At 64.0% G+C, this 21,260-nt stretch carries 20 protein-coding genes; 12 read left to right on the forward strand and 8 right to left on the reverse strand.

All coding sequences use genetic code 11. The features are described from left to right. The 3 genes from AB4Y43_RS38100 to pcaC all read left to right on the forward strand — a co-directional run. Nucleotides 1-1,058, forward strand: a 1,058-nt coding sequence (locus AB4Y43_RS38100) for a 3-carboxy-cis,cis-muconate cycloisomerase (protein ID WP_368730101.1), incomplete at its 5' end; no start/stop codon positions are given. Between the two features lie 44 nt (nt 1,059-1,102). Continuing rightward, the gene (gene pcaD / locus AB4Y43_RS38105) at nt 1,103-1,891 is read left to right on the forward strand and encodes a 3-oxoadipate enol-lactonase (protein ID WP_069267125.1); all 789 of its coding nucleotides are present in this window, start codon (nt 1,103-1,105) and stop codon (nt 1,889-1,891) included. Further along, on the forward strand, nt 1,891-2,280 hold the full coding sequence (gene pcaC / locus AB4Y43_RS38110; RefSeq protein ID WP_069267124.1) for a 4-carboxymuconolactone decarboxylase: 390 nt from the start codon (nt 1,891-1,893) through the stop codon (nt 2,278-2,280). Before pcaD ends, pcaC begins: the two co-directional genes overlap by 1 nt. A gap of 37 nt (nt 2,281-2,317) precedes the next feature. Here the strand turns inward: pcaC and AB4Y43_RS38115 are convergent, their stop codons facing one another. The 3 genes from AB4Y43_RS38115 to AB4Y43_RS38125 form a co-directional block, all read right to left on the reverse strand. Next, nucleotides 2,318-3,385 carry an NAD(P)/FAD-dependent oxidoreductase gene (locus AB4Y43_RS38115; RefSeq protein WP_368730102.1) on the reverse strand — a complete coding sequence of 356 codons (1,068 nt, stop codon included), beginning with the start codon at nt 3,383-3,385 and terminating at the stop codon, nt 2,318-2,320. A 44-nt stretch (nt 3,386-3,429) separates the two neighbouring features. Further along, nucleotides 3,430-3,678, reverse strand: coding sequence for a hypothetical protein (locus AB4Y43_RS38120; protein WP_069267122.1), 249 nt, complete (start codon nt 3,676-3,678; stop codon nt 3,430-3,432). A gap of 226 nt (nt 3,679-3,904) precedes the next feature. Further along, nucleotides 3,905-5,233 (reverse strand): aspartate aminotransferase family protein, encoded by a 1,329-nt coding sequence (locus AB4Y43_RS38125; RefSeq protein ID WP_368730103.1) that lies wholly within the window; start codon nt 5,231-5,233, stop codon nt 3,905-3,907. 171 nt (nt 5,234-5,404) lie between these two features. Between AB4Y43_RS38125 and AB4Y43_RS38130 the strand changes: the two genes are divergently transcribed. After that, nucleotides 5,405-6,808, forward strand: coding sequence for a PLP-dependent aminotransferase family protein (locus AB4Y43_RS38130; RefSeq protein WP_368684783.1), 1,404 nt, complete (start codon nt 5,405-5,407; stop codon nt 6,806-6,808). A 21-nt stretch (nt 6,809-6,829) separates the two neighbouring features. Here the strand turns inward: AB4Y43_RS38130 and AB4Y43_RS38135 are convergent, their stop codons facing one another. The 5 genes from AB4Y43_RS38135 to AB4Y43_RS38155 form a co-directional block, all read right to left on the reverse strand. Beyond that, nucleotides 6,830-9,205, reverse strand: coding sequence for a DNA polymerase II (locus AB4Y43_RS38135; RefSeq protein WP_368730104.1), 2,376 nt, complete (start codon nt 9,203-9,205; stop codon nt 6,830-6,832). Between the two features lie 72 nt (nt 9,206-9,277). After that, nucleotides 9,278-9,895 (reverse strand): LysE family translocator, encoded by a 618-nt coding sequence (locus AB4Y43_RS38140; RefSeq protein ID WP_342946268.1) that lies wholly within the window; start codon nt 9,893-9,895, stop codon nt 9,278-9,280. Between the two features lie 199 nt (nt 9,896-10,094). Continuing rightward, the gene (locus tag AB4Y43_RS38145; protein WP_368730105.1) at nt 10,095-11,549 is read right to left on the reverse strand and encodes a DUF2252 domain-containing protein; all 1,455 of its coding nucleotides are present in this window, start codon (nt 11,547-11,549) and stop codon (nt 10,095-10,097) included. A gap of 57 nt (nt 11,550-11,606) precedes the next feature. Then, the gene (locus tag AB4Y43_RS38150; RefSeq protein WP_368730106.1) at nt 11,607-13,340 is read right to left on the reverse strand and encodes a SulP family inorganic anion transporter; all 1,734 of its coding nucleotides are present in this window, start codon (nt 13,338-13,340) and stop codon (nt 11,607-11,609) included. Continuing rightward, a complete protein-coding gene (locus AB4Y43_RS38155; protein WP_368730107.1) occupies nt 13,337-14,137 on the reverse strand; it encodes a TrkA family potassium uptake protein in 801 nt (266 codons plus the stop codon). Before AB4Y43_RS38155 ends, AB4Y43_RS38150 begins: the two co-directional genes overlap by 4 nt. Nucleotides 14,138-14,817: 680 nt before the next feature. Here AB4Y43_RS38155 and AB4Y43_RS38160 point away from each other — a divergent pair. The 8 genes from AB4Y43_RS38160 to AB4Y43_RS38195 all read left to right on the forward strand — a co-directional run. Beyond that, nucleotides 14,818-15,279, forward strand: coding sequence for a hypothetical protein (locus AB4Y43_RS38160; RefSeq protein WP_069267116.1), 462 nt, complete (start codon nt 14,818-14,820; stop codon nt 15,277-15,279). 1 nt (nt 15,280) lies between these two features. Then, complete coding sequence (locus AB4Y43_RS38165) at nt 15,281-15,580, forward strand: hypothetical protein (protein ID WP_368730108.1); 300 nt, start codon at nt 15,281-15,283, stop codon at nt 15,578-15,580. Nucleotides 15,581-15,743: 163 nt separating this feature from the next. After that, nucleotides 15,744-16,817, forward strand: a complete 1,074-nt coding sequence (locus AB4Y43_RS38170; protein ID WP_368730112.1) for an efflux RND transporter periplasmic adaptor subunit — start codon at nt 15,744-15,746, stop codon at nt 16,815-16,817. Beyond that, entirely contained in the window at nt 16,814-19,891 is a 3,078-nt protein-coding gene (locus tag AB4Y43_RS38175) for an efflux RND transporter permease subunit (protein WP_368730109.1), read from the forward strand. The genes AB4Y43_RS38170 and AB4Y43_RS38175 overlap by 4 nt, the downstream gene beginning before the upstream one ends. 81 nt (nt 19,892-19,972) lie before the next feature. Next, entirely contained in the window at nt 19,973-20,500 is a 528-nt protein-coding gene (locus AB4Y43_RS38180; RefSeq protein ID WP_368730110.1) for a Na+/H+ antiporter subunit E, read from the forward strand. Beyond that, a complete protein-coding gene (locus tag AB4Y43_RS38185) occupies nt 20,493-20,777 on the forward strand; it encodes a monovalent cation/H+ antiporter complex subunit F (RefSeq protein WP_069267111.1) in 285 nt (94 codons plus the stop codon). Before AB4Y43_RS38180 ends, AB4Y43_RS38185 begins: the two co-directional genes overlap by 8 nt. Then, nucleotides 20,774-21,067 (forward strand): monovalent cation/H(+) antiporter subunit G, encoded by a 294-nt coding sequence (gene mnhG / locus AB4Y43_RS38190; RefSeq protein ID WP_069267110.1) that lies wholly within the window; start codon nt 20,774-20,776, stop codon nt 21,065-21,067. The genes AB4Y43_RS38185 and mnhG overlap by 4 nt, the downstream gene beginning before the upstream one ends. Beyond that, the coding region (locus AB4Y43_RS38195; protein ID WP_368730111.1) for a hydrogenase subunit MbhD domain-containing protein at nt 21,064-21,260 on the forward strand (197 nt) is incomplete at its 3' end. The genes mnhG and AB4Y43_RS38195, both read left to right, overlap by 4 nt.

A 21,260-nucleotide genomic window follows, 5' to 3' on the forward strand; every position in this document is an offset into this window, starting at 1 on the left:
ACGTGCACTGGGGCGCCACGAGCCAGGACATCATCGACACGGCAACGGTGCTGCAGTTGCGCGATGCGCTCGCGTTGATCGAGCGCGGCATCGACGCGCTCTGCGCGACGCTGGCGGACCTCGCGCGCACGCATCGCGCGACGCCCGCGGTCGGGCGCACGTGGCTGCAGCAGGCGCTGCCCATCACGCTCGGATTGAAGTTCGCGCAATGGCTCGACGCGGTGCTGCGCCATCGCGAACGCCTCGTCGTGCTGCGCGAGCGCGCGCTCGTGCTGCAGTTCGGCGGCGCGGCCGGCACGCTCGCGAGCCTGCGCGACGCCGCCCCGGCGGTGAGCGCTGCGCTCGCGCAAGAACTCGTTCTCGCGCTGCCTGCGTTGCCGTGGCACACGCAGCGCGACCGCATTGCCGAAGCCGCATCGTTCTTCGGCATGCTCATCGGCACGCTCGGCAAGATCGCGCGCGATATCTCCTTGCAGATGCAGACCGAAGTCGGCGAACTGGGTGAACCGGCGGCGGCAGGCAAGGGCGGTTCCTCGACCATGCCGCACAAGCGCAATCCCGTGGGTTGCGCAGCTGTCCTGACGGCTGCCGCACGCGCGCCGGGGCTCGTCGCGACGGTGTTCGCCGGCATGGTTCAGGAACACGAGCGCGCGCTCGGCGGCTGGCAAGCCGAGTGGGATGCGCTACCCGATCTCGCGCGCCTCGCCGGCGGCGCGCTCGCGCAGATCGAGCAAATCACGGCCGGACTCGAAGTGCGGCCCGAACGGCTCGCGGCGAATCTCGACATCACGCACGGACTCATTCTCGGCGAGGCCGTGATGCTCGCGCTCGGCGACCAGATCGGGCGCCTGGACGCGCATCATCTCGTTGAGCACGCATCGAAATCCGCGGTGCAAAGCGGCCGTACGCTGTACGAAGTCCTCGCGGCGGATCCCGCCGTCACGAGGCACCTGGACGAAGCGCGCCTTAAGGCGCTGCTCGATCCGGCCAATTACGTGGGCCAGGCCCATGCCTTCGTCGACGCGGTGCTCGCGTCGTATGAAGCGAAAGCGAAGTAACGCACGCCCCATTGATCACAGAAGACACACGAGGAGTAACACGCATGCCTTACGCAGCCGTCAACGACACGCATTTGTTCTACCGCATCGACGGTGCGGAGAACCATTCGGCGCCATGGGTGGTTCTGTCGAATTCGCTCGGTAGCGACGTGTCGATGTGGACGCCGCAGATCGTCGAGTTCACGAAGCATTTCCGCGTGCTGCGCTACGACACGCGCGGCCACGGCCACTCGGCGGCGCCGCTGGGCCCGTACACCATCGAGCAACTGACCGGCGACGTGATCGGGCTGATGGACCAGCTCGGCATCGAACGCGCGCATTTCGCGGGCGTTTCGATGGGCGGCCTGACCGGCGTCGGCCTCGGCGCGCGTTACGCCAACCGCATCGATCGCCTCGTGCTGTGCAATACGGCCGCAAAGATCGGCTCGCCGGAGGTGTGGGTGCCGCGTGCGGCGAAGGCTCGCAGCGAAGGCATGCTCGCGCTCGCCGAAGCGGTGCTCCCGCGCTGGTACACGCCCGAATTCATCGCCAACAATGCACTCGTGATGTCGCAGGTTCGCGACGTGTTCGTGCATACGGACAAGGACGGCTATGCTTCGAACTGCGAAGCGATCAATGCCGCCGATCTGCGCGGCGAGGCGCCGTCGATCAAGGCGCGCACGCTCGTGATCTCGGGTACGCACGATCTGGCCGCGACGCCCGCCCAAGGGCGCGAACTGGCCGAATCGGTGCCGGGCGCGCGCTATGTCGAGCTGAACGCCGCGCACATCTCGAACGTCGAGCTGGCGGACGAGTACAACAAGATCGTGGTCGATTTCCTGCTGGGGGCGTGATGAACGACGAAGACCGCTACGAAGCCGGCATGAAGGTGCGCCGCGCGGTGCTGGGCGACGCGCACGTCGATCGCTCGCTCGCCAACCGCACCGAAGTGACCGAGGAATTCCAGAACTTCATTTCGCGCTACGCGTGGGGCGAGATCTGGACGCGCGATGGCTTGCCGCGCCACACGCGCAGCCTGCTGACGATCGCGATGATGGTCGCGCTCAACCGCAGCGAAGAACTCGCGCTGCATCTGCGCGCCGCGCGCAACAACGGCGTCACGCGCGACGAGATCAAGGAAGTGCTGCTGCAGACAGCGATTTACTGCGGCGTGCCGGCGGCGAACTCGGCGTTCCATCTCGCCGACCGCATCTTCCGCGAGCAGGACGCCGAGCAGGGCTGATCGTGTGGTAACAACGCGCGGGGCATGCGCCCCGCGTTCAGTCGAATACCGGCGACTCCACGCCGAGCACCTTGTGCAGGCGCGTGCTGGTCGTCGTGTACTGCAGATGGATTTTCTTCTCGGGAAACACGTGATGCGCCGCGCCGAACGCAGCGAGCGCGGCTTCGTGAAAGCCGGAGAGAATCAGCTTCTTCTTGCCCGGATAAGTATTGATATCGCCGACGGCAAAGATGCCCGGCACGCTCGTCTCGAAGCGCGCCGTATCCACGGGCAACTGCTTGCGCTCGATCTCGAGGCCCCATTGCGCGATCGGCCCGAGTTGCGGCGACAAGCCGTAGAACACGAGCAGGTAGTCGAGATCCAGCGAGCGCGTGACGCCGTCGCCGCCCGTCACCTTGATGCGTTTGAGCTTGCCGCCTTCGTCGTCGAAGCCGGTCAGCTGGCCGACGATGGACTGCATGCGCCATTCCTCGCATAGCGCGTGCATCTTCGCGACGGTTGCCGGCGCGGCGCGATAGCCCTCGCGCCGGTGCAGCAGAATCACGCTCTGCGCGACGTCCACGAGCTGGAGCGCCCAGTCGAGCGCCGAATCCCCGCCGCCACACACCACGACGTCCTTGTCGCGAAAGGGTTCGAGATCGCGCACGCGGTAGAACAGCTGCGTGTCGCGGTAGCGCTCGATGCCGCTCAGCTTGAGCGTGCGCGGCTGAAACGAGCCCACGCCCGCCGCGATGAACACCGTCTTCGCCAGAAACTGCGTGCCCTTGCTCGTCTGCACGAAAAAGCGGCCGTCGGCGCGCGGCTCGACGATTTGCACTTCCTGGCCGAGATGGAACGTCGCGCCAAAAGGCTCGATCTGCTGCATCAGCGCATCGACGAGCTGTTGGCCAGTGCACATCAGCACCGCCGGAATATCGTAGATCGGCTTGTCGGGGTATAGCTCGGCACACTGGCCGCCCACCACCGGCAGCGAGTCGACCACGTGCGCGTGGATTTCCATCAGGCCCAGTTCGAATACCTGGAAAAGTCCCACCGGCCCGGCGCCGATGATGAGCGCATCGGTTTCGATAAGCTGCGGCGGGAAGCGATCGTTGCGCTCGTTCATCGGCGAGCTCTCCTTGCAAGAGGCAGGGACAATGATCAAGAGTCCTATTCTTCCGGCTGCACGTCGGCTACGTAGCGACGCAGGCAGGCGAGCAGCGCGGCTTCCTCGGCGCGGCTCGCTGCGTCGCTGGCCGAACCCGCGTCGCGCTCTTCGCCGAACATGGCCGCGGGCGCGGGGATCGTGTCGACCACGCGGCCGTCACGGAACACACGGATTTGATGGGTCGCTTCCATATACTCGGCGATCCAGTGGACGCCCTCGATATGCGTGCCGATGCGGACTGGCATCTTCATGAGATTCCCTCCTGGCCAGCGCACGTCGGTCGATGCGCGCTCGCCGCAATCGCGTTTCTTATGGCGGATAGGGCAACGATACGCCGATGGCGCGCGCTGTGCTTGAACCGGGTCCTGGCGCGCCGACGGCCGGAAAAAGAAAGGGCGGCCCGAGCCCGGGCCGCCCTTGCGGCGGATTACCAAATGAAAGCAGGCGCGCGTAAGCCGTTAGCTCGCGCCTCGCGCGTTACTGCACCGTGGCGAGCACGTCGCGCACCGTGCCGAACAGGCGTGCGATTTCCTCTTCGGTCACGATGAGCGGCGGCGAGAACGCCAGGATGTCGCCCGTGAAGCGGATCAGCACGCCCGCCTCGAAGCACTTCACGAAAACCTCGTAAGCGCGCGCGCCCGGTGCGCCGTCGCGAGAGTCCAGTTCGACGCCGGCAACGAGGCCAAGATTGCGCACGTCTTTCACGTGCTTCTCGCCGCGCAGTGCATGCGCGGCGGCCTCGAACTTCGGCGCGAGCGCGTCGGCGCGCTCGAACAGGCCCTCGCGGCGATACAGATCCTGCGTCGCGATCGCGGCGGCGGCGGCGAGCGGGTGCGCCGAATAGGTGTAGCCGTGGAACAGCTCGATTGCGCCCTGCGCGCCGCTATTCACGATCGTGTCGTGAACCGCGCGGCTCGCGGCCACGCCGCCCATCGGCACGGCGGCGTTGTTGATCGCCTTGGCCATGGTGATGATGTCCGGCGTCACGCCGAAATACTCGCTGGCCGTGGCCTTGCCGAGGCGCCCGAAGCCCGTGATGACTTCGTCGAAAATCAGCAGGATGCCGTGCTTCGCGCAAATCTCGCGCAGACGCTGCAGATAGCCTTGCGGCGGAATCAGCACGCCGGTCGAGCCTGCCACGGGTTCGACGATCACGGCGGCGATGGTCGAGGCGTCGTGCAGCGCGACGATGCGCTCGAGGTCTTCCGCGAGATGGGCGCCCCAGGCCGGCTGGCCCTTCGAGAACGCGTTGTGCTCGAGATTGTGCGTGTGCGGCAGATGATCGACTGCGGGCAGCAGCTGGCCCGAGAACGCCTTGCGATTCGGGCCGATGCCGCCCACCGAAATGCCGCCGAAGCCCACGCCGTGATAGCCGCGCTCACGGCCGATCAGCTTGGTGCGCTGGCCTTCGCCGCGTGCGCGATGGTAGGCGAGCGCGATCTTCAGTGCGGTGTCGACCGACTCGGAGCCGGAGTTCGTGAAGAACACACGGTCGAGGCCGGCCGGCATGATTTCGGCGATCTTCTGGGCCGCTTCGAACGCGAGCGGGTGGCCCATCTGGAACGTGGGGGCGAAGTCGAGCGTAGCGGCCTGCTGGGCGATGGCCGCGACGATTTCCTCACGCGCATGGCCCGCGTTCACACACCAGAGGCCCGCGCTGCCGTCCAGCACTTCGCGGCCGTCGGTCGTGCGGTAGTACATGCCCTTGGCCGATTCGAGCAGGCGCGGCGCGGCCTTGAACTGGCGATTGGCGGTGAAGGGCATCCAGAACGACGAGAGATCGTCGATGACGGGGCGCGAAGTCATGCGTGCTTCTCCTCAGGTAGGTTTGGCTCAACTGTAGCGCCGAGGCTTGAACGACGGCATAGACAGTCTCTATACTGATCTGCAAACCGTGCTGGACAATTCTCGCCAACTGTATTGGTCGGCACCGGGAATCGTACGGGTTTTCCCTCGCACTATACGCTTGCTTTCCCGATGATCGAACTCGAACTTGAGCGCGGCCGCGGCGTCACGACGACGCTTGTCGAGCAGCTCGTGCAGGGCTTCGCGCGCGCGATCGAAGCGCAAACGCTGCGCGCCGGGGCGCTCCTGCCCTCGGTGCGCCAGCTCGCGCAATCGCACGAACTATCGACCTATACAGTGACCGAGGCGTACAACCGTCTCGTTTCGATGGGCTTCGTCGTCGCGCGGCGCGGCTCGGGCTACCGCGTGGCGCCCCGCAGCGAGTCGGCGCGGGCGAGCGCGGCTGGCTGGCAGCCGCCCACGCTGACGGCGACCTGGCTGCTCTCCGACGTGTTCGCCGATCATTCGGTGCCGATCAAAGCGGGCTGCGGCTGGGTGCCGGGCGAGTGGATCAACGAAAGCGGCCTGCAGCACGCCTTGCGCGCCATGAGCCGGGTGCCGGCCGTGCGTCTTGGCGACTACGGGCACCCGTACGGTTACGCGCCGCTGCGCGAGCGCATCGCGGCGCAGCTCGATCGTCAGGGGCTGCCTGTCGAGGTGTCGAACGTCCTGCTCACGCAGGGCGCGACGCAGGGGCTCGACCTTATCGTGCGTACGCTGCTGCGGCCCGGCGACACGGTGCTCGTGGAAGACCCCGGCTACTGCAATCTGCTGCAGATTCTCAAGCTCGCGGGGCTCACGGTGCATGGCGTGCCGCGTACGCCGGCAGGGCTCGACATCGAGGCGCTCGAGCGCCAGGTGGCGGCGCACCAGCCGAAGGCGATCTTCGTGAACACGACGCTGCAGAATCCCACCGGCGCGACATATGCGATGTCGAACGCCTTCCGCTTGCTGCAGATCGCCGAGCGCCAGCGCATGTGGGTCGTGGAGGACGATGTGAGCCGCGAGCTTGCGCCGCCAGGCGCGCCGTTGCTCGCGGCGATGGAAGGCTTGCAGCGCGTGCTGTACGTCAGCGGCTTTTCGAAGACGGTCACGCCTTCGCTGCGTTGCGGCTATGTGGTCGCCGAGCGCGATGTGCTGCGCGAACTGGCGCGCGCGAAGATGGCAGTGGGGCTCACCTCGTCGGCGACCATCGAGCGCATGGTCGACAAGGTCTTGCTCGAAGGACGCCACGCGCGCCACGTCGAACTCGTGAACGAACGGCTGAAGGCCGCGCATGCCTGCGTGGAGGAGCGGCTCGATGCGCTGGGCCTCGAGATATTCCACCGGCCGCGCGCGGGCTTGTTCGTGTGGGCGCGCCTTGCCATCGAACCCGAACGGGCCGGCGCGATCGCGACGGCGGCGTTGCGCGACGGCATCTGGCTCGCGCCTGGCTCGTATTTCAGGCCCGACGACGAACCGAGCGCGTGGTTTCGCTTCAACGCGCCATATTCGACGGACGATGCGCTGTGGCGGTTCATTGAGCGCGCTCGTTAGGGCGCTCAAGATGGCCCACGCTTAAAACAGACTCTGCTGCCCCGACATCAACGTATCGAAATCCTCGCGCAGGAACGGCAGAATCGCGTCCGCAACCGGCTGTAGCTGGCGGCTCACATAGAACGCGTAGTCGAGCGGCGAACTCAGCGTTTCGAGCGGCTCGGGGCCGGCCGTCGTCATCACGTAGCTGATCCAGCCGCCGTTCTGATACTGGAGCGGTCGGCCTTTCGCGCGATTGAACTCGTCCGCGACGCGGGCTGCCCGCACGTGCGGCGGCACGTTGCGCTGGTACTCGACGAGCGGCCGCCGCAGGCGCTTGCGGTAGACGAGCTGGTCGTCGAGTTCGCCGTTGAGCGTGCGCCGCACATAGTCGCGGATGTACTCCACGTAGGGCTCGCGCTGGAAAATGCGCCGGTACAGTTCGCGCTGGAATTCCTGCGCGAGCGGCGTCCAGTCGGTGCGCACGGTTTCGAGGCCCTTGAACACGACTTCTTCGCCGCCGTTCTTCGCGAGTGTGAGGCCGGCGTAGCGCTTCTTGCTGCCTTCTTCCGCGCCGCGCACCGTGGGCATGAGAAAGCGCGAATAGTGGCGCTCGAACTGCAGCTCCAGAGCGCTTTGGAGACCGAAGCGTTCCTGCAGTTCGGCCTTCCACCAGGCGTTGACGTGTTCGACGAGCTGCTTGCCGGTGCGCGTGGCGTCGGCTTCGCTGTGCGCGTGCTTGAGCCAGACGAAGGTCGAGTCGGTGTCGCCGTAGATCACGTCGTAGCCTTGCGCCTCGATCAGCTGACGGGTTCTGCGCATGATCTCGTGCCCGCGCATCGTGATCGAAGAGGCGAGGCGCGGATCGAAAAAGCGGCAACCGGTCGATCCGAGCACGCCGTAAAATGCGTTCATGATGATCTTGAGCGCCTGCGAAAGCGGGGCGTTGTGCTGCCGCTTCGCATGTTCGCGGCCCTCCCACACCTGGCGCACGATTTCGGGCAGACAGTGCTTCTCGCGCGAGAAGCGCGCGCCGAGAAAGCCGGGCACGGACGCTTCGTCGCTGGGATCGTTCAGACCTTCGATGAGCCCGACGGGATCGATCAGGAAGGTGCGGATGATCGAGGGGTAGAGGCTCTTGTAATCGAGCACGAGCACCGAATCGTAGATGCCGGGGCGCGAGTCCATGACGAAGCCGCCGGGGCTGTTTTCGCCCACCACGTCGCCGAGATTCGGCGCGACGTAGCCGAGCCGATGCATTTTCGGCAGATACAGATGCGTGAACGCGGCGACCGAACCGCCGCTTCGATCCACGGGTAGCCCTGTGACGGACGCGCGTTCGAGCAGAAACGCCATCAGCTCGGTTTTCTCGAAGACGCGCGTGACCAACTCGCAATCCTTGAGGTTGTAGATGGCCAGCGCGGGTTTGTCTTCGTCGAAACGGCGCTGGATCTCGTCCATGCGCTGATACGGATTGTCGATCGACTTGCCCTCGCCGAGCAGCGCCTGCGAGACGTATTCGAGGCTGAACGACGGGAAGCTCCAGGTGGCCGAGCGCAGCGCCTCGATGCCGTCGATGATGAGGCGCCCCGCGGCGCCCGCGAAGAAGTGATTCTCGCGCATGCCGTGCTCGCGCCACTCCATCACCTCGCCGCCGCGCCCAAGACGCAGCGGCACGCCGGTTTGCTGGGCGTGCGCGTGCAACACGCGCAGATCGAACTGCACGAGATTCCAGCCGATGATCGCGTCGGGATCGTGCTGCGCCATCCATGCGTTGAGGCGTTCGAGCATCTGCGCGCGGCTTTCGCAGTATTCGAAGTCGAAGTCGATCGGGCTCGCATCGCCATTTGCGGGGCCGAGCATATAGACCTGGCGCTGTCCGCAGCCTTCGAGCGCGATCGAATAAAGCTCGCCCTGGGCGCTCGTTTCGATGTCGAGCGACACCAGTTTCAACTGCGGGCGATAACCGTTGGCGGGTTTCATCTCGCCTTCGAGCAGCACGCCGCTTTCTTGCGGGCTGCCCGCATCGCCGCGAAACAGCACGGGCGCCGTGATGAAGCGCTCCATCATGTAGCGCTCCGGCGGCTGGATATCGGCTTCGTAGACGTCGACGCCCGCTTTGGCGAGGCGCCTTGCGTGCCCGGCCAGGGCGCGATATTGCGGGGAATAGAGCCCAAGCACCGGGCGGCGCTGGAAGTCGCACAAATTGAGCGGGCGTAGCTCGGCGCGTGCGTCGCCCTTCAGCGCGGCGCGGGCCGCGGCTTCCTGGGCGGCCGGCACGAACGCGACAGAGGGCTGGGGGCGCAGGCGCAGCTGGCGCGGCCCCGCGTCGGTCGCGAGCCAGAAGTCGACCTCGGTGTGTTCGCCCGTATCGCGCCAATGGCGGGTGAGAATAAAACCCGCTTCAAACTCAGACAAAGTGTGACTCCGCCGCCCATGTTTCCCGCTTGCGATTGTAGCGTTTGAACGGGTGAAGGGCGGCGGGTCGTCTTAATGTTGAAGCAAATGCGCAAACATCGGATACAGCGAGACGAGCAGCGAAAGTGCCATGAAGACATTGAAGGCGCGCAGTCGTCGCGGATTCGACAGAAAACGCCGCATGCTGGTGCCGAACGCGGCCCAGATGCAGATGCAGGGCAGACCAATCACATAGAACAGGAAGGCCATCGCCATCGTGTTGGTGCCGAAGTTCGTGGAAAGGCGGATCGTGGTGGCGGCCGTGAGCACCATCATCCACGCCTTGGGATTCACCCACTGGAACGCGATGGCTTCGTGAAAGCGCATGGGACGGTGTTCGCCGCTCTTCACCTTGATGTCGCCCGAGGTGCCGATTTTCCACGCCAGATACAGCAGGTACGCAATGCTCGCGACCTCCAGCACGGTATAGAGCGACGGGATGTGCCTGAACACCTGACCAAGCCCGAAGCCCACCGAGAGCATGAGCACGACCACGCCAGCGCTGATGCCGAGAATGTGCGGCACCGTGCGACGAAAACCGAAGTTGACGCCGGAAGCGAGCAACATGGTGTTATTGGGGCCGGGCGTGATGGTCGTGACCACGACGAAAAGCATGCCGGCGGGCAGCGCACTGAGCATTTCGGGCAGCATGATGCGAGGGGCTCCGGAAAGAGAAGACAGATTCGACGGAACCCAGTTTATCGACAGTTCGCGGTACAGTACCGGTACAGTTGTGGAGACGCTCAACGGTACGGATTGGGGGCATGAAGGGTCGAGCGGCGTCTACGGACCCGGCGCGCAGGGGATCAGCGGCGCGCGTCACCGCTCCGGACTGAACGGCGCTCGAATCCTATTGACGAATGACCTGAATGCGTCCCGCCTTGACTGCCGCTTTCAAAACCGCCCAGTCCCGCTCATTTTGTTCTGCGTAGGCGAGCGAGAATCGCACGATGGCTTCGTCGAATACCGCTGACTTGCCCGCATATCCGCTGAGCAACGCGGGATCGCCTGCCTTTGCCATCGAATGGGCCAACGCGTGGGCGCAGGAAACCGCATACTCGCCGAGATCTTCGACGTCGAAGGTCGTGAAGTCGAAGGCGCCCTTCATGTCGCGCAATTGCCTCACGTAGAAGTCGTTGCCGGTGTGGCGCATCTTCGACCATCCGAGGAAGATGTCACTGGCGGACTGCAGCAGACGCTGCCCGTTGACCACACGTTGACCATGGTTGGGGTAGCGGCTCGGCGGCAGATAGCCCTCCAGCACGGAAGCGCGCGCCTCCTTGAGTTGAAGGAAAAGCGGGCAATCGCCGTCGGCCATGAAAAGCGCCTCATAGCAACGCGTTCCGACCGAGCCGGTGCCCACCACACGAATGGCGACATCCACCAGTTCATATCGGTCGAAGAGTGCGCGCCTGTCGTCGGGAAGCGTCAGCCGGTAGTCGGCGAAGAAGCGCCGTACCATCGCGTTGTACTGCTTGCTGTCACTCGCGCTCTCCAGCGGTACGTGATACACGAGCGGCGGGACATCCTTGATCCGCAGCTTGCCGTTGATCACCTCGGTTGCATGAGTCAGCACGGTACGCGACGACTGTTGTCTTGCCTTTTCGATGACGGCCAGTTCCTTGTTCCTTTCTTCGACGGAATCGGCAATGGCCAGCATGCTCGCCGCCTTGAACTGGCAGTACCAGACGTCGAGCGTGTCCATGCGGCTGAAGTCGGCGAGCCGTTGGCGGAAGGTTGCGCACAACCGGCGCACGATGCGTTGCTGGTCACGCAAGGTAAATCCGCGCTCGCGCGCAGCGATCACGAACGATGTCGCGAGTCTGCGTACGTCCCAGTCGAATGGTCCAGGCAGCGTCTCGTCGAAGTCGTTGGGGCCGAACAGGACGCGCCGCTCGGGGCTCGCGAACAGTCCGAAGTTGGCCAGGTGCGCATCGCCACCCAGTTGCACGATCACGTTGGAATGCGGCAGCGTCGACAGATCGTGCGCCATGAGCGGCGCCGCACCGCGATAGAACGCGAACGGACTCGCGACCATCCGTCCATAACGGATGGGTATCAGTTCGACTACCCGCCCCACGTTGGAAGCGTCGAGGAGTGCGATGGGATCGCGATCTGCAATCCGGCATTCGGCGAGCTTCTCGCGCGGCACTTCCTTGCGAGCCGTCTTGCCCCGTCTGACGCGATCGGCCAGCGAGCCACGCCCCGCAAAGAGTGTGGATGGGTCTTCCTGCACCGTCGGCGTAGCCGGGTCAGCGAGAACTGCGCCGGGGGCGGCGCGCTTTGTGTTAGCGGGATCGGGCACGCAGCACTCCTTTTTTCGATTCAAGGCCGGCTCGGACCTGTGTCATTTCAGGTCGCTTCATTGCGGCTTGGCGTCTTGAGAAGTTGAGGACGTAGACGGCGAAATGTCACGTAGCGCCTCGATTGCGGCATCGACGGTTGCAAAGACCTCGCGATGCACGCCGCTCACACGCAATGCCTTGTACCGCTCGATTTCGTGTCGGACGCCCGAGGGGAGGGCGACCGCGGCTATGCCCACACCGTGCTTGTCGAGTTCGCCGCCTAGCTGGATCAAGGTCTTGCCTGCCGTGTAGTCGATGTTGCTGATCTCCGATGCATCGATCACCACCCAGCGCAGCCCCGGACTCGCTTCGTTGACAAGCTTGAGCACCTCTTCCGTGAATCGGCCGGTGTTCGCATAGAACAGGTCTGCTTCGAAACGGTAGACGACGATCCCAGGTGCGGCGAGCAGATCGGGCTCGACATGTCGCGCGATCCAGCTGTCGCCGGGGCCTCGCGTCAGCACCCGGGTCCGCAGGCGGTAGCTGTGGCGTGCATGCGCGATCAGGGAAAGCACGACGGCAGCAAGAATGCCGTGCATCACGTCGACGAACACGACGACGCCCGCAGTCAGCAACGCCACGACGAGCTCGTCCTTCTGCATGCGATACAGTTCGATCATGCCTTTCACGTCGATCAGCTTTACGCCGATCATGAAGACGATGGCCGACAACACGGCGGCAGGGAGCAGACTCAGCGGTCTCGTGAGAAATAGCAGCACCAGCAACACGATGGCGGCAGTCGTGAGATGGGCGACCTGGGTGCGTCCGCCCGCGTCGTCGAGCATCTCGGTCTTGGTCGGGCTGCCGTTCACGACGAATGTTCCCGTGAAAGCCGCCGCCGCGTTGGCGGCCGCGAGCCCGATGATATCGGCGTTGTCGTCGCCCCTTTCGTTATAGCGATTGGCGTACGCGCGTGCCGTTGCTGCGCTCTGGGCAATGATGACGATGAAGCATGAGGCGGCGGTGATCAGTACCTGGTTGATCTCGCCCATATGCAACGGTGGGAGGAACAATGACGGGAGTCCCCCCGGTACTTCGCCCGTCACCGCGATGCCATGTCCGGCAAAATTGAACACGCCGCTTGCCACGATGGAGCCGATCACGGCGATCAGCGCACCCGGTGCGCGCGGCACGAAGCGCTTGCAGCCGATGATCACCACGAGCACGGCGATCGAGAGCATCGTGGTCGGAAGATTGGCCTGGGCCACGCGTTGCAACGCGGACGCGATCTGCATCAACGGCCCATGCCCTTGCCTGGCGAGTCCGATCAGGCCGGCAAGCTCGCCTCCTGCGACCTGGATGCCGACGCCGGTCAGGAAGCCGATCAACGCGCTGCGGGAAAGAAAGTCGGCCAGAAAACCCAGACGAAAAGCACGCGCGATCACCAGCATTGCGGCGACCGTCAAGGCGACTGTACTCGTGAGCGCGACATAGTCCTTGCTGCCGAGTGCGGCGACGGCCGTCAAGGTACCCGCGAGAATGGCGGCAGTGGCCGAGTCGGCGGCGACGACCAGTTGTCGCGACGCACCAAAGAGCGCGAACGCCACGAGCGGCAGCAGGATCGTATAGAGGCCCGTCACGGTGGGGGTGCCGGCAATTTTCGTGTATCCCATCACTTCGGGAATGCCGAGCGCCGCCAGCGTGATCCCGGCGATGATGTCGTGCGGCAGTTGCGCGGCATTGAAGGGCAGCAGTCCCTGCAGGAAAGGCAGATGAGGGAGGCGGTGCGGTGCAGGAGCGGTGGGCTTCATTGTGCGGCCTCCGCTGCAGTCGTAATCCGGGTGACCAGTGCTTTGGCGATGATGTCGTCGGCGATGACGACGTTGGTCGCGCCAGCGTTCTCCAGCAGCCCTTTTCGCAAGGGGTTTTCGCCCGGTACGGCAATGGCGAGCGACGGGTTGAGCGTATGGGCCAGCAGGGTGATTGCCAGATTGTTATTGCTGTCGGGTGTCGTGACGAACATGGCTTTCGCGCTGTCGAGTCGCGCACGCTTGAGCACTTCGTCGAAGGCGTCCGGCGAGCCGAGTACGACCAGATGCCCGCAATCCGTTGCCCGGTTGGCCTGATCCTGATCGCCCACGAGTACGAGCACGGTGCTTCCCTCCTCATGCAGGTAGTCTGCAACCCGCTCTCCGAGAGAATGGAATCCAACCACCACGACATGATTGGCGAGTTGCTCGAGCTTGCGTTCCATGATTCTGTTCTCCCGATAAGCCATCACGTCATCGCCCGAAAGCATGCCTGTGAGTCTAGAGACTGCGAACCCGCCGATCAGCAGTGTCGCGACCATGGCCATAAGCATGAAGCCCTTTTGAGGCGGACTGAATTCGCTGAAGGCGCCGAGTGTCGTAATGAGATTGACTCCGTTCCAAAGAGCCGTAAACAGTTTGTCGGGGAAAGCGTTGCTGGACTGATCGAGGGCGACCAGCCCGATGGTGGCGCCGCCCAGCAGCATGACGAGAAGGCCGATGGTGTGATGCGCGCGACGGCGCCATTCTCGAATACGGATGACCCCGAGATGAGGTTCATCGACACGGAAGATCCACATGGTTACCTCGGATTGTTGGTCTGATCGAGACAACAGCGAACCTGATGCCAAGGGATACGCTCTCCCTTTTTGTGCCCGTAGTCAATAGTAAATAGTCAGGAGCCCAATATATTGAACGGCTGAGCGACGACGCAATGCGGCAACGTGTTTCAGACGATAAAACAGATCGGAGGAAAGAGAAAACTTTATAGCCGCTAACGCATCTCGTGGTAGTTAGCCGATCAAGAACCAGGCGACGCGTCGCAATCGCGATCGAACCCGGCTTGTCATTGCTGTCGACGCATTGTGCTGGAGATCGACCAGCGCACCTGTCTATCCCTGAGGCATCAGTCGCTCCGCTTGCGCGACGAAAATGAGGGCGCAATCGGCGTATTGCCGTTTCCAGAACTGCACCAGGCGTGGATTTGTTCAGCACCGGTAAGAGACATAAGCCGAAGCAGATGGATAAAAAATGCGCGCCACATTGAATCGCTGAACCATTTTCGAACGAATGGCACGTTGAATACATCTGTGCGGATCGTATTCCATAATGTTCGTCAGGTATTCGGAGGATGGACGGCAAAAGACAATGCTCCGCGTACGTATTGGCTGAATGTTCGCTAATGACTGTGCGTGGAATCGTTAGCAAACAGGCCGAATAGATTAGCGAATCCGCAATGCGCCGCATTAGGGGAAATGTCATGCGTTTTCTCGCTGCAACACTTCTTGGCTCTGTAGTCGCCTCGTTCGCGCTTTCCGGTTGCGAGGCGCCAACTTCGGGCTCTGTCTTCTCGCCGGCCCAGGCGCAGCAGGTGATGGTGGTCGAACTCGGTACGGTCGAATCCGTGCGGCCCGTCACGATCCAGCCTGGTCCAACGGGCATTGGCGCAATAACCGGCGGCGCGCTTGGCGGCATCGCGGCTGGCAGCAACATCGGGCGCGGCACGGGTGCCGTAGCGGCGGGCATCGGCGGCGCCGTGCTGGGCGGCGCGGCGGGCAATGCCGTCGAGCAGCGCGTCACGCAGCGGCAAGCCCTTGAAATCGTCGTGCGTCTGGATTCGGGGCAACTGATGTCGATTGTCCAGGATGCGGATCAGCAGTTCGTTCCGGGTGACCGCGTGCGTGTGCTGCTCGGCAACAACTCGGTGCGCGTGACGCGATGAAGTGAACGCAGGTGTCGTTGACCTCTCGATAAAACGAAGTGTCGAACCGAGGAAACCGATGGCCGATACCGGGCAGAAAATGAGTCGCGTGCAGTTGACCGCGAGGGTAGTCGGCGGCGTGGTGGGCGCGGCCATCGTCGTGGCGTCGGCTGACATCTCGCTGTTTCATTTCCTCGTTCTTCGCGGCGTGAAGCAGGCCGCGTTCATCAACACCATCGTGACGTTCGCCAACGTCATTCCGATCGTGGTGTTCATCGTCAGTCTGGAACGTCGCCCGGTGTCGTCGAGTTCTAGCGCTTGAATCGTCGTTGTTTTCGGATGAATACACCGGCACGCCCGGCGGGGCCGCAACAGGGCGCGAAGCCATTTCACGGTGGACACGGGCAACCTGTCCAGGGATCCAGAGGAATACGCCAGTGTTTGCGAATCATGCTGCAGGTCGAATGGTGTCGCGGCCTTTGGCCGTGACGCTGTGTGCGCTGTGCCTAACGGCGGCGGGCGGACTCCTGGCGGGCTGCCGTAAGGGCGAAGAGGCGCAGGTGACGGAAGTGCGCCCGGTACGCGTCGTCAGGATAGAAAAGCAGGAGGCCGGAGCGACCATTGCCTTGACCGGAAGATTGCAGGCGCAGGCCGAGATCAATCAATCGTTCCGTATCGACGGAAGAATGACGTCCCGCAACGTCGATGTCGGGGACCGTGTCAAGGCGGGCCAGGTACTGGCGCGGCTTGACCGGATGAACGAGGAAAGCAGCCTGCAGTCCGCTCGGGCACAGTTGGCCGCCGCGCAGGCACAAGCCCTGGAAGCGCGCACGATGTTCACCCGCATGCGCGATCTGCTTGCGGAGCATGCCGTGTCGCGTGCTTCGTTCGAGCAGTCGGAAGCGATGGCAAAGATCACCCAGTCGCAAGTCGATTCGGCGCAGTCGTTGGTCAACATCGCGCAGAACCGGCTGAGTTATACCGACCTCGTTTCCGACGTAGCCGGCGTGGTGACGGCGCGCGGAGCGGAGCCGGGCGAGGTGGTTCCGGCTGGCCGCATGATCGTGCAGATCGCTCGCGAGGGCGCGGTGGATGCCGTATTCGATGTGCCCGCCGCGATCAAGGACGTCGCGCCGGCCAGTCCCGACATCGTCATCGCGCTTGCCAGCAACCCCGAGGTCACCGCCGTTGGTAAGGTGCGCGAAGTATCGCCCCGCGCCGATCCGGTGACCGGAACCTTTGCGGTCCGGGTTCAAGTCCTCAATCCGCCGGCAGCCATGCGCCTTGGCAGTACGGTCATTGGCCACATGACGCTTCCGCGCGCGGCGGCCATCGAAATTCCTTCGAGCGCCCTGATCCAGCCAGGAGGGAAGCCGGCGGTCTGGGTGGTCGATACGAAGACAGGGACGGTTTCGGCGCGTGAGGTCGAGCTTCAGGCGTATGGCGAGGACCGCGTCGAGGTGTCGCGAGGTCTCGACACGGGCGACGTGGTCGTGACTGCCGGCGTGCAGGCATTGCGGCCGGGACAGAAAATTAACTGGACCGAGGCAGCCAGGTGATTGGCCCGAATCTATCCGAGTGGGCGCTTTCGAAGCGCCCCCTGGTCGTGTTCCTCATGATCGCTGCGCTGGTCGCGGGAACCCTGTCATTCTTGGGGTTGGGGCGCGCCGAAGATCCGGTCTTTACATTCCGCACCATGGTGGTGGCCGCTGCGTGGCCGGGGGCCACTGTCGACGACACGCTCTCGCAGGTGACCGAGCGGCTCGAACGCACGTTGCAGGAGACCCGTCACCTGGATCGCATACGCAGCTATACGACAGCGGGTCAGACGACAATCTTCGTCGATCTTCTGCAGTCCACGCCACCCTCCGAAGTCCAGGACGTCTGGTATCAGGTTCGCAAAAACGTGGACGATATGCGACAAACGCTCCCGGCGGGAACGCTCGGGCCGTTCTTCAACGACGACTTCGGCGACACCTACGGCATCATCTACGGCTTCACCGCCGACGGCTACAACATGCGCGAGTTGCGCGATCGCGTCGAGGCGATTCGCTCGCGCCTGCTGCTGGTGCCGGACGTGTCGAAGATCGAGGTCCTGAGCGCTCAGGACGAACAGATTTACATCGAATTCTCGACCACCCGTCTGGCGGGCTTGCGTCTGGACTACCCGACCATCGTCGCCGCATTGAGAGCGCAAAATCTCATCAGGCCGACCGGCGTCCTGCAAACCGGGCAGGAGCGGGTGTTCTTCAGGGTGACGGGCGCCTTCGATTCCGAACGCGACATCGAGAATGTCAACCTCGTGCTGGGAGGGCGCATCGTTCGCCTCGGCGACATCGCCACCGTGAGACGCGGTTTCGCCGACCCTCCACAGCCAATGTTCCGCGTCAACGGCAGGCCGGCCATCGGCCTCGCGATCGCCATGCGCGATTCGGGCGACATACTGGCGCTCGGTCGCAACCTGAAGGCCGAGATGGCCGACGCCACCGCGAACCTGCCCGCTGGCATCGAGCCGTTCCTGGTCGCCAATCAGTCAGATACCGTCGACGTGGCGATCAACGACTTCATGGCGTCGCTCTGGCAGGCGATCATCATCATCCTGGTGTGCAGCTTCGTGAGTCTGGGCATACGGCCGGGGACGGTAGTGGCATTGTCTATCCCGCTGACGCTGGCGATTGTCTTCGGGATCATGGACGTCGTGCACATCGACCTGCACCGGGTCTCGCTGGGCGCGCTGATCATCGCGCTGACCCTGCTGGTCGACGACGCCATGACCACCGTCGACGCCATGATCAACCGCCTCGCCGCCGGTGACAGCAAGGATCAGGCCGCGACGTTCGCGTACCGTACGCTGGCCGCGCCAATGCTGATCGGCACGCTCGTGTCGATTTCCAGTTTCGTGCCGATTGGCTTCGCAAAGAGTTCGGCCGGCGAATATACGTTTTCTATTTTTGCGGTAGTCGCCATCGCGCTGCTCGCGTCGTGGTTCGGTGCGGTGATTTTCTCGCCGCTCGTCGGTGTGGCAATCCTGAAAGCGCCCAAGGCCGAAAAGGAGCCGCGCAAGCCCGGCAAGATGCTCATGGCCTATGACCGCTTCCTGCGCGGCGCGCTGCGGCTCAGGTGGTTGACGATTGCCGTCACGCTCGCGGCGTTCGTGGTGTCGATCTTCCTCGTCCGGTTCGTGCCGCGGCAGTTCTTTCCCGCCTCGGACCGGCCGGAGCTGACGGTGGATCTGACCTTGCGCCAGAACGCGTCCATCCACGCGACCGCGGACCAGGTCGCGCGACTCGAAGCCATTCTGAAAAGCGATCCCGATGTCGATCACTTCAGCAGCTATGTGGGCCGCGGCGCAGTGCGCTTTATTCTTACCCTCAATGTTCAGCTGCCCAATCCGTTTTTCGCACAGGTCATCGTGGTCGCGAAAAGTCTCGAGGCGCGCGACCGGCTGCAATTGAAACTGGAGAAGACGCTGAGCGAGCAGTTCCCCGGTATCGTCGCCCGCGTGTCGCCGCTGGAACTGGGACCGCCGGTGGGGTGGCCGCTGCAGTATCGCGTCTCGGGGCCCGACCCGGCGCAGGTGCGCAGGGCCGCACTCGATCTGGCCGGTATCGTGGGTTCCGACGAGCGAACACGCCACATCAATTTCGACTGGATGGAGCCGGCCCGGCAGATCCGCATCCACATCAACCAGGATGAAGCGCGTCAGCTAGGCGTGAGTTCCGCCGCGCTGGCCGCCATCATGAACACCGTCATTACCGGCACGCCACTCACGCAGATACGCGACGACATCTACCTCGTCAACGTCGTGGCGCGCGCGCAGGAAGAGCAGCCGCTGACGGTGCAGTCACTGAGTACGCTGCAGGTGCCCACGCCGAGCGGGCGCATGGTTCCACTCAGTCAGTTCGCGACGTTCACGGAGGAACAGGAGTCGCCGCTGATATGGCGGCGAAACCGTGTGCCGACGCTCACGGTGCGCGCCGACGTGATGCATGGCGAGCTGCCCGACGAAGTCGTCGCAACGCTCGCGCCGAAAATCGATGCGTTCAACGCGAAGCTGCCCAAGGGTTACCACGTCGCGACTGGCGGCATCTTCGAGGAAAGCGCGACTTCGCAAGCCTCGGTATTTGCCGTGGTCCCGGTGATGATCGTGCTGATGCTGACGAGCATGATGCTGCTGCTGGTGAGCTTCAAGCGCCTGGCCATGGTGGTCTCGGTGATGCCATTGGGCCTGATCGGCGTGGTGCTCGCACTGCTGGTTTTCAACCGGCCGCTTGGTTTCGTCGCCATTCTGGGCATTCTTGCGTTGATCGGCATGATCGCCAAGAACGGCCTGATCCTGATCGTGCAGATCGAGACTTTTCGACACGAGGGCATGGGCGTACTCGAGGCCGTTGTCGCTTCGGGCACATCGCGCATCCGGCCAATGATGTTGACCTCGATCTCGACCGTGCTTGGCCTGATCCCGATCGCGCCTACGGTGTTCTGGGGCGCCATGGCCTTCGCGATCATGGGCGGCTTGCTGGTGGCGACGCTGCTGACCCTGGTGTTCCTGCCGGCCCTGTACATGGTGGTGTTTGGCAAGGAAGACCGGCCGCCGTCGCAGTCTTCGGGGATGGCGAGCGGGGCGACGTGAGCCGCCGGGGCCTGACGCCATCCGGCAGACGCCCGCCGTTTTCGCGCTCGCTGGTTTTTCGATAGAGGAGGCGTATCTTCCATGAGCTCACCAACGCTTCGTGCTTTCCTGCTCGACTGGCGTTCGCACTGGCGCGTCGCGCTGACACGCGCGGTTTGCTTTCTCGCGCTATGGATCATCCTGATGCCGAGCGTGAAGCCGGCCGATCTCGTCTGCGGCCTGATCGCGACGCTCGTCGCGACGCAGATGAGCCTGCGGCTCCTGCCTCCCGTCGCGGGAAGGGTACGGCTCGGCGCCTTACTCGTCTTCGTTCCGCATTTCCTCTTGCAGTCCCTGCTCGCGGGCATCGACGTGGCGCGCCGCGCGTTGGACCCGCGCCTGCCTTTGCGGCCCGGTATCGTGGTCTATCGTGTCGGTTTTCCGCCGGGAACGGCGCGCAATGGATTCGCCATCATCACGAGCGTCTTGCCGGGGTCGCTGCCGGTAGATGAGACCGCGGACGGGCTCGTTTACCACTGCCTCGACACCTCGAAGCGGGTCGACGAACAACTGGCGGACGAAGAACGGCGCCTCGCGGGCGCGCTGGTCAGCGGTGAACGTCATGGCTGACGTGCTCATCGCCGTTTGCGCGCTGGTGCTGCTGATGGTGGCCGTGGGCCTGCTGTCGGTGCTGCGCGGGCCCACGCGCGCCGACCGCATGATGGCCGCGCAACTGTTCGGCACGGGAGGGATCGCGGCGTTGCTACTGGTCGGCACGGCAAGCGGCGTCGAGGCTGTCGTGGATGTGGCGTTGACGCTCGCCGTGCTTGCGGCGTTCGCGTCGGTCGCCTTCGTCAAGGCCGATCGTCAGGCAGAAGGCGATATCGCGAAAGAGGACCGGAAATGAAAGCCGCAGCCGATATTTTCACGATCATTGCCATGCTGGCCGGCATTGTCTTTTTCGTGGCCGGCACAGTCGGGCTGTTGCGGTTCCCGGACACGTACACGCGGCTGCACGCGTTGACCAAGGCCGACAATCTAGGCCTGGGCATGGTGGTGCTGGGGCTGTTGCCGCAGACGGGTCACATCGTGATCGCCCTCAAGCTGATCGTGGTCTGGCTGCTGGTGATGCTGACGTCGTCCGATGTGTCGCAGCTCATCGCGCGCGCCGCGCGCCGGCAGGAGGAGCGTGCATGATCGCCGCGATCTCCGTCGGTATCGGCATCCTGTTGCTGGGGCTTGCGCTCTGGACGGTCGTCGTGCGCGATACGTTCGCCGCGGTCGCCGGATTCATTCCTTACGGCCTGCTGCTCACGCTGGCCTGGCTAGTGCTTCGTGCTGTCGACGTCGCGTTGACCGAAGCGGCCATCGGTGCGGGCCTGACCGGCGC

The organism is Paraburkholderia sp. BR10872, assembly GCF_040965835.1.
In the GTDB taxonomy this organism is placed as follows: domain Bacteria; phylum Pseudomonadota; class Gammaproteobacteria; order Burkholderiales; family Burkholderiaceae; genus Paraburkholderia; species Paraburkholderia nodosa_A.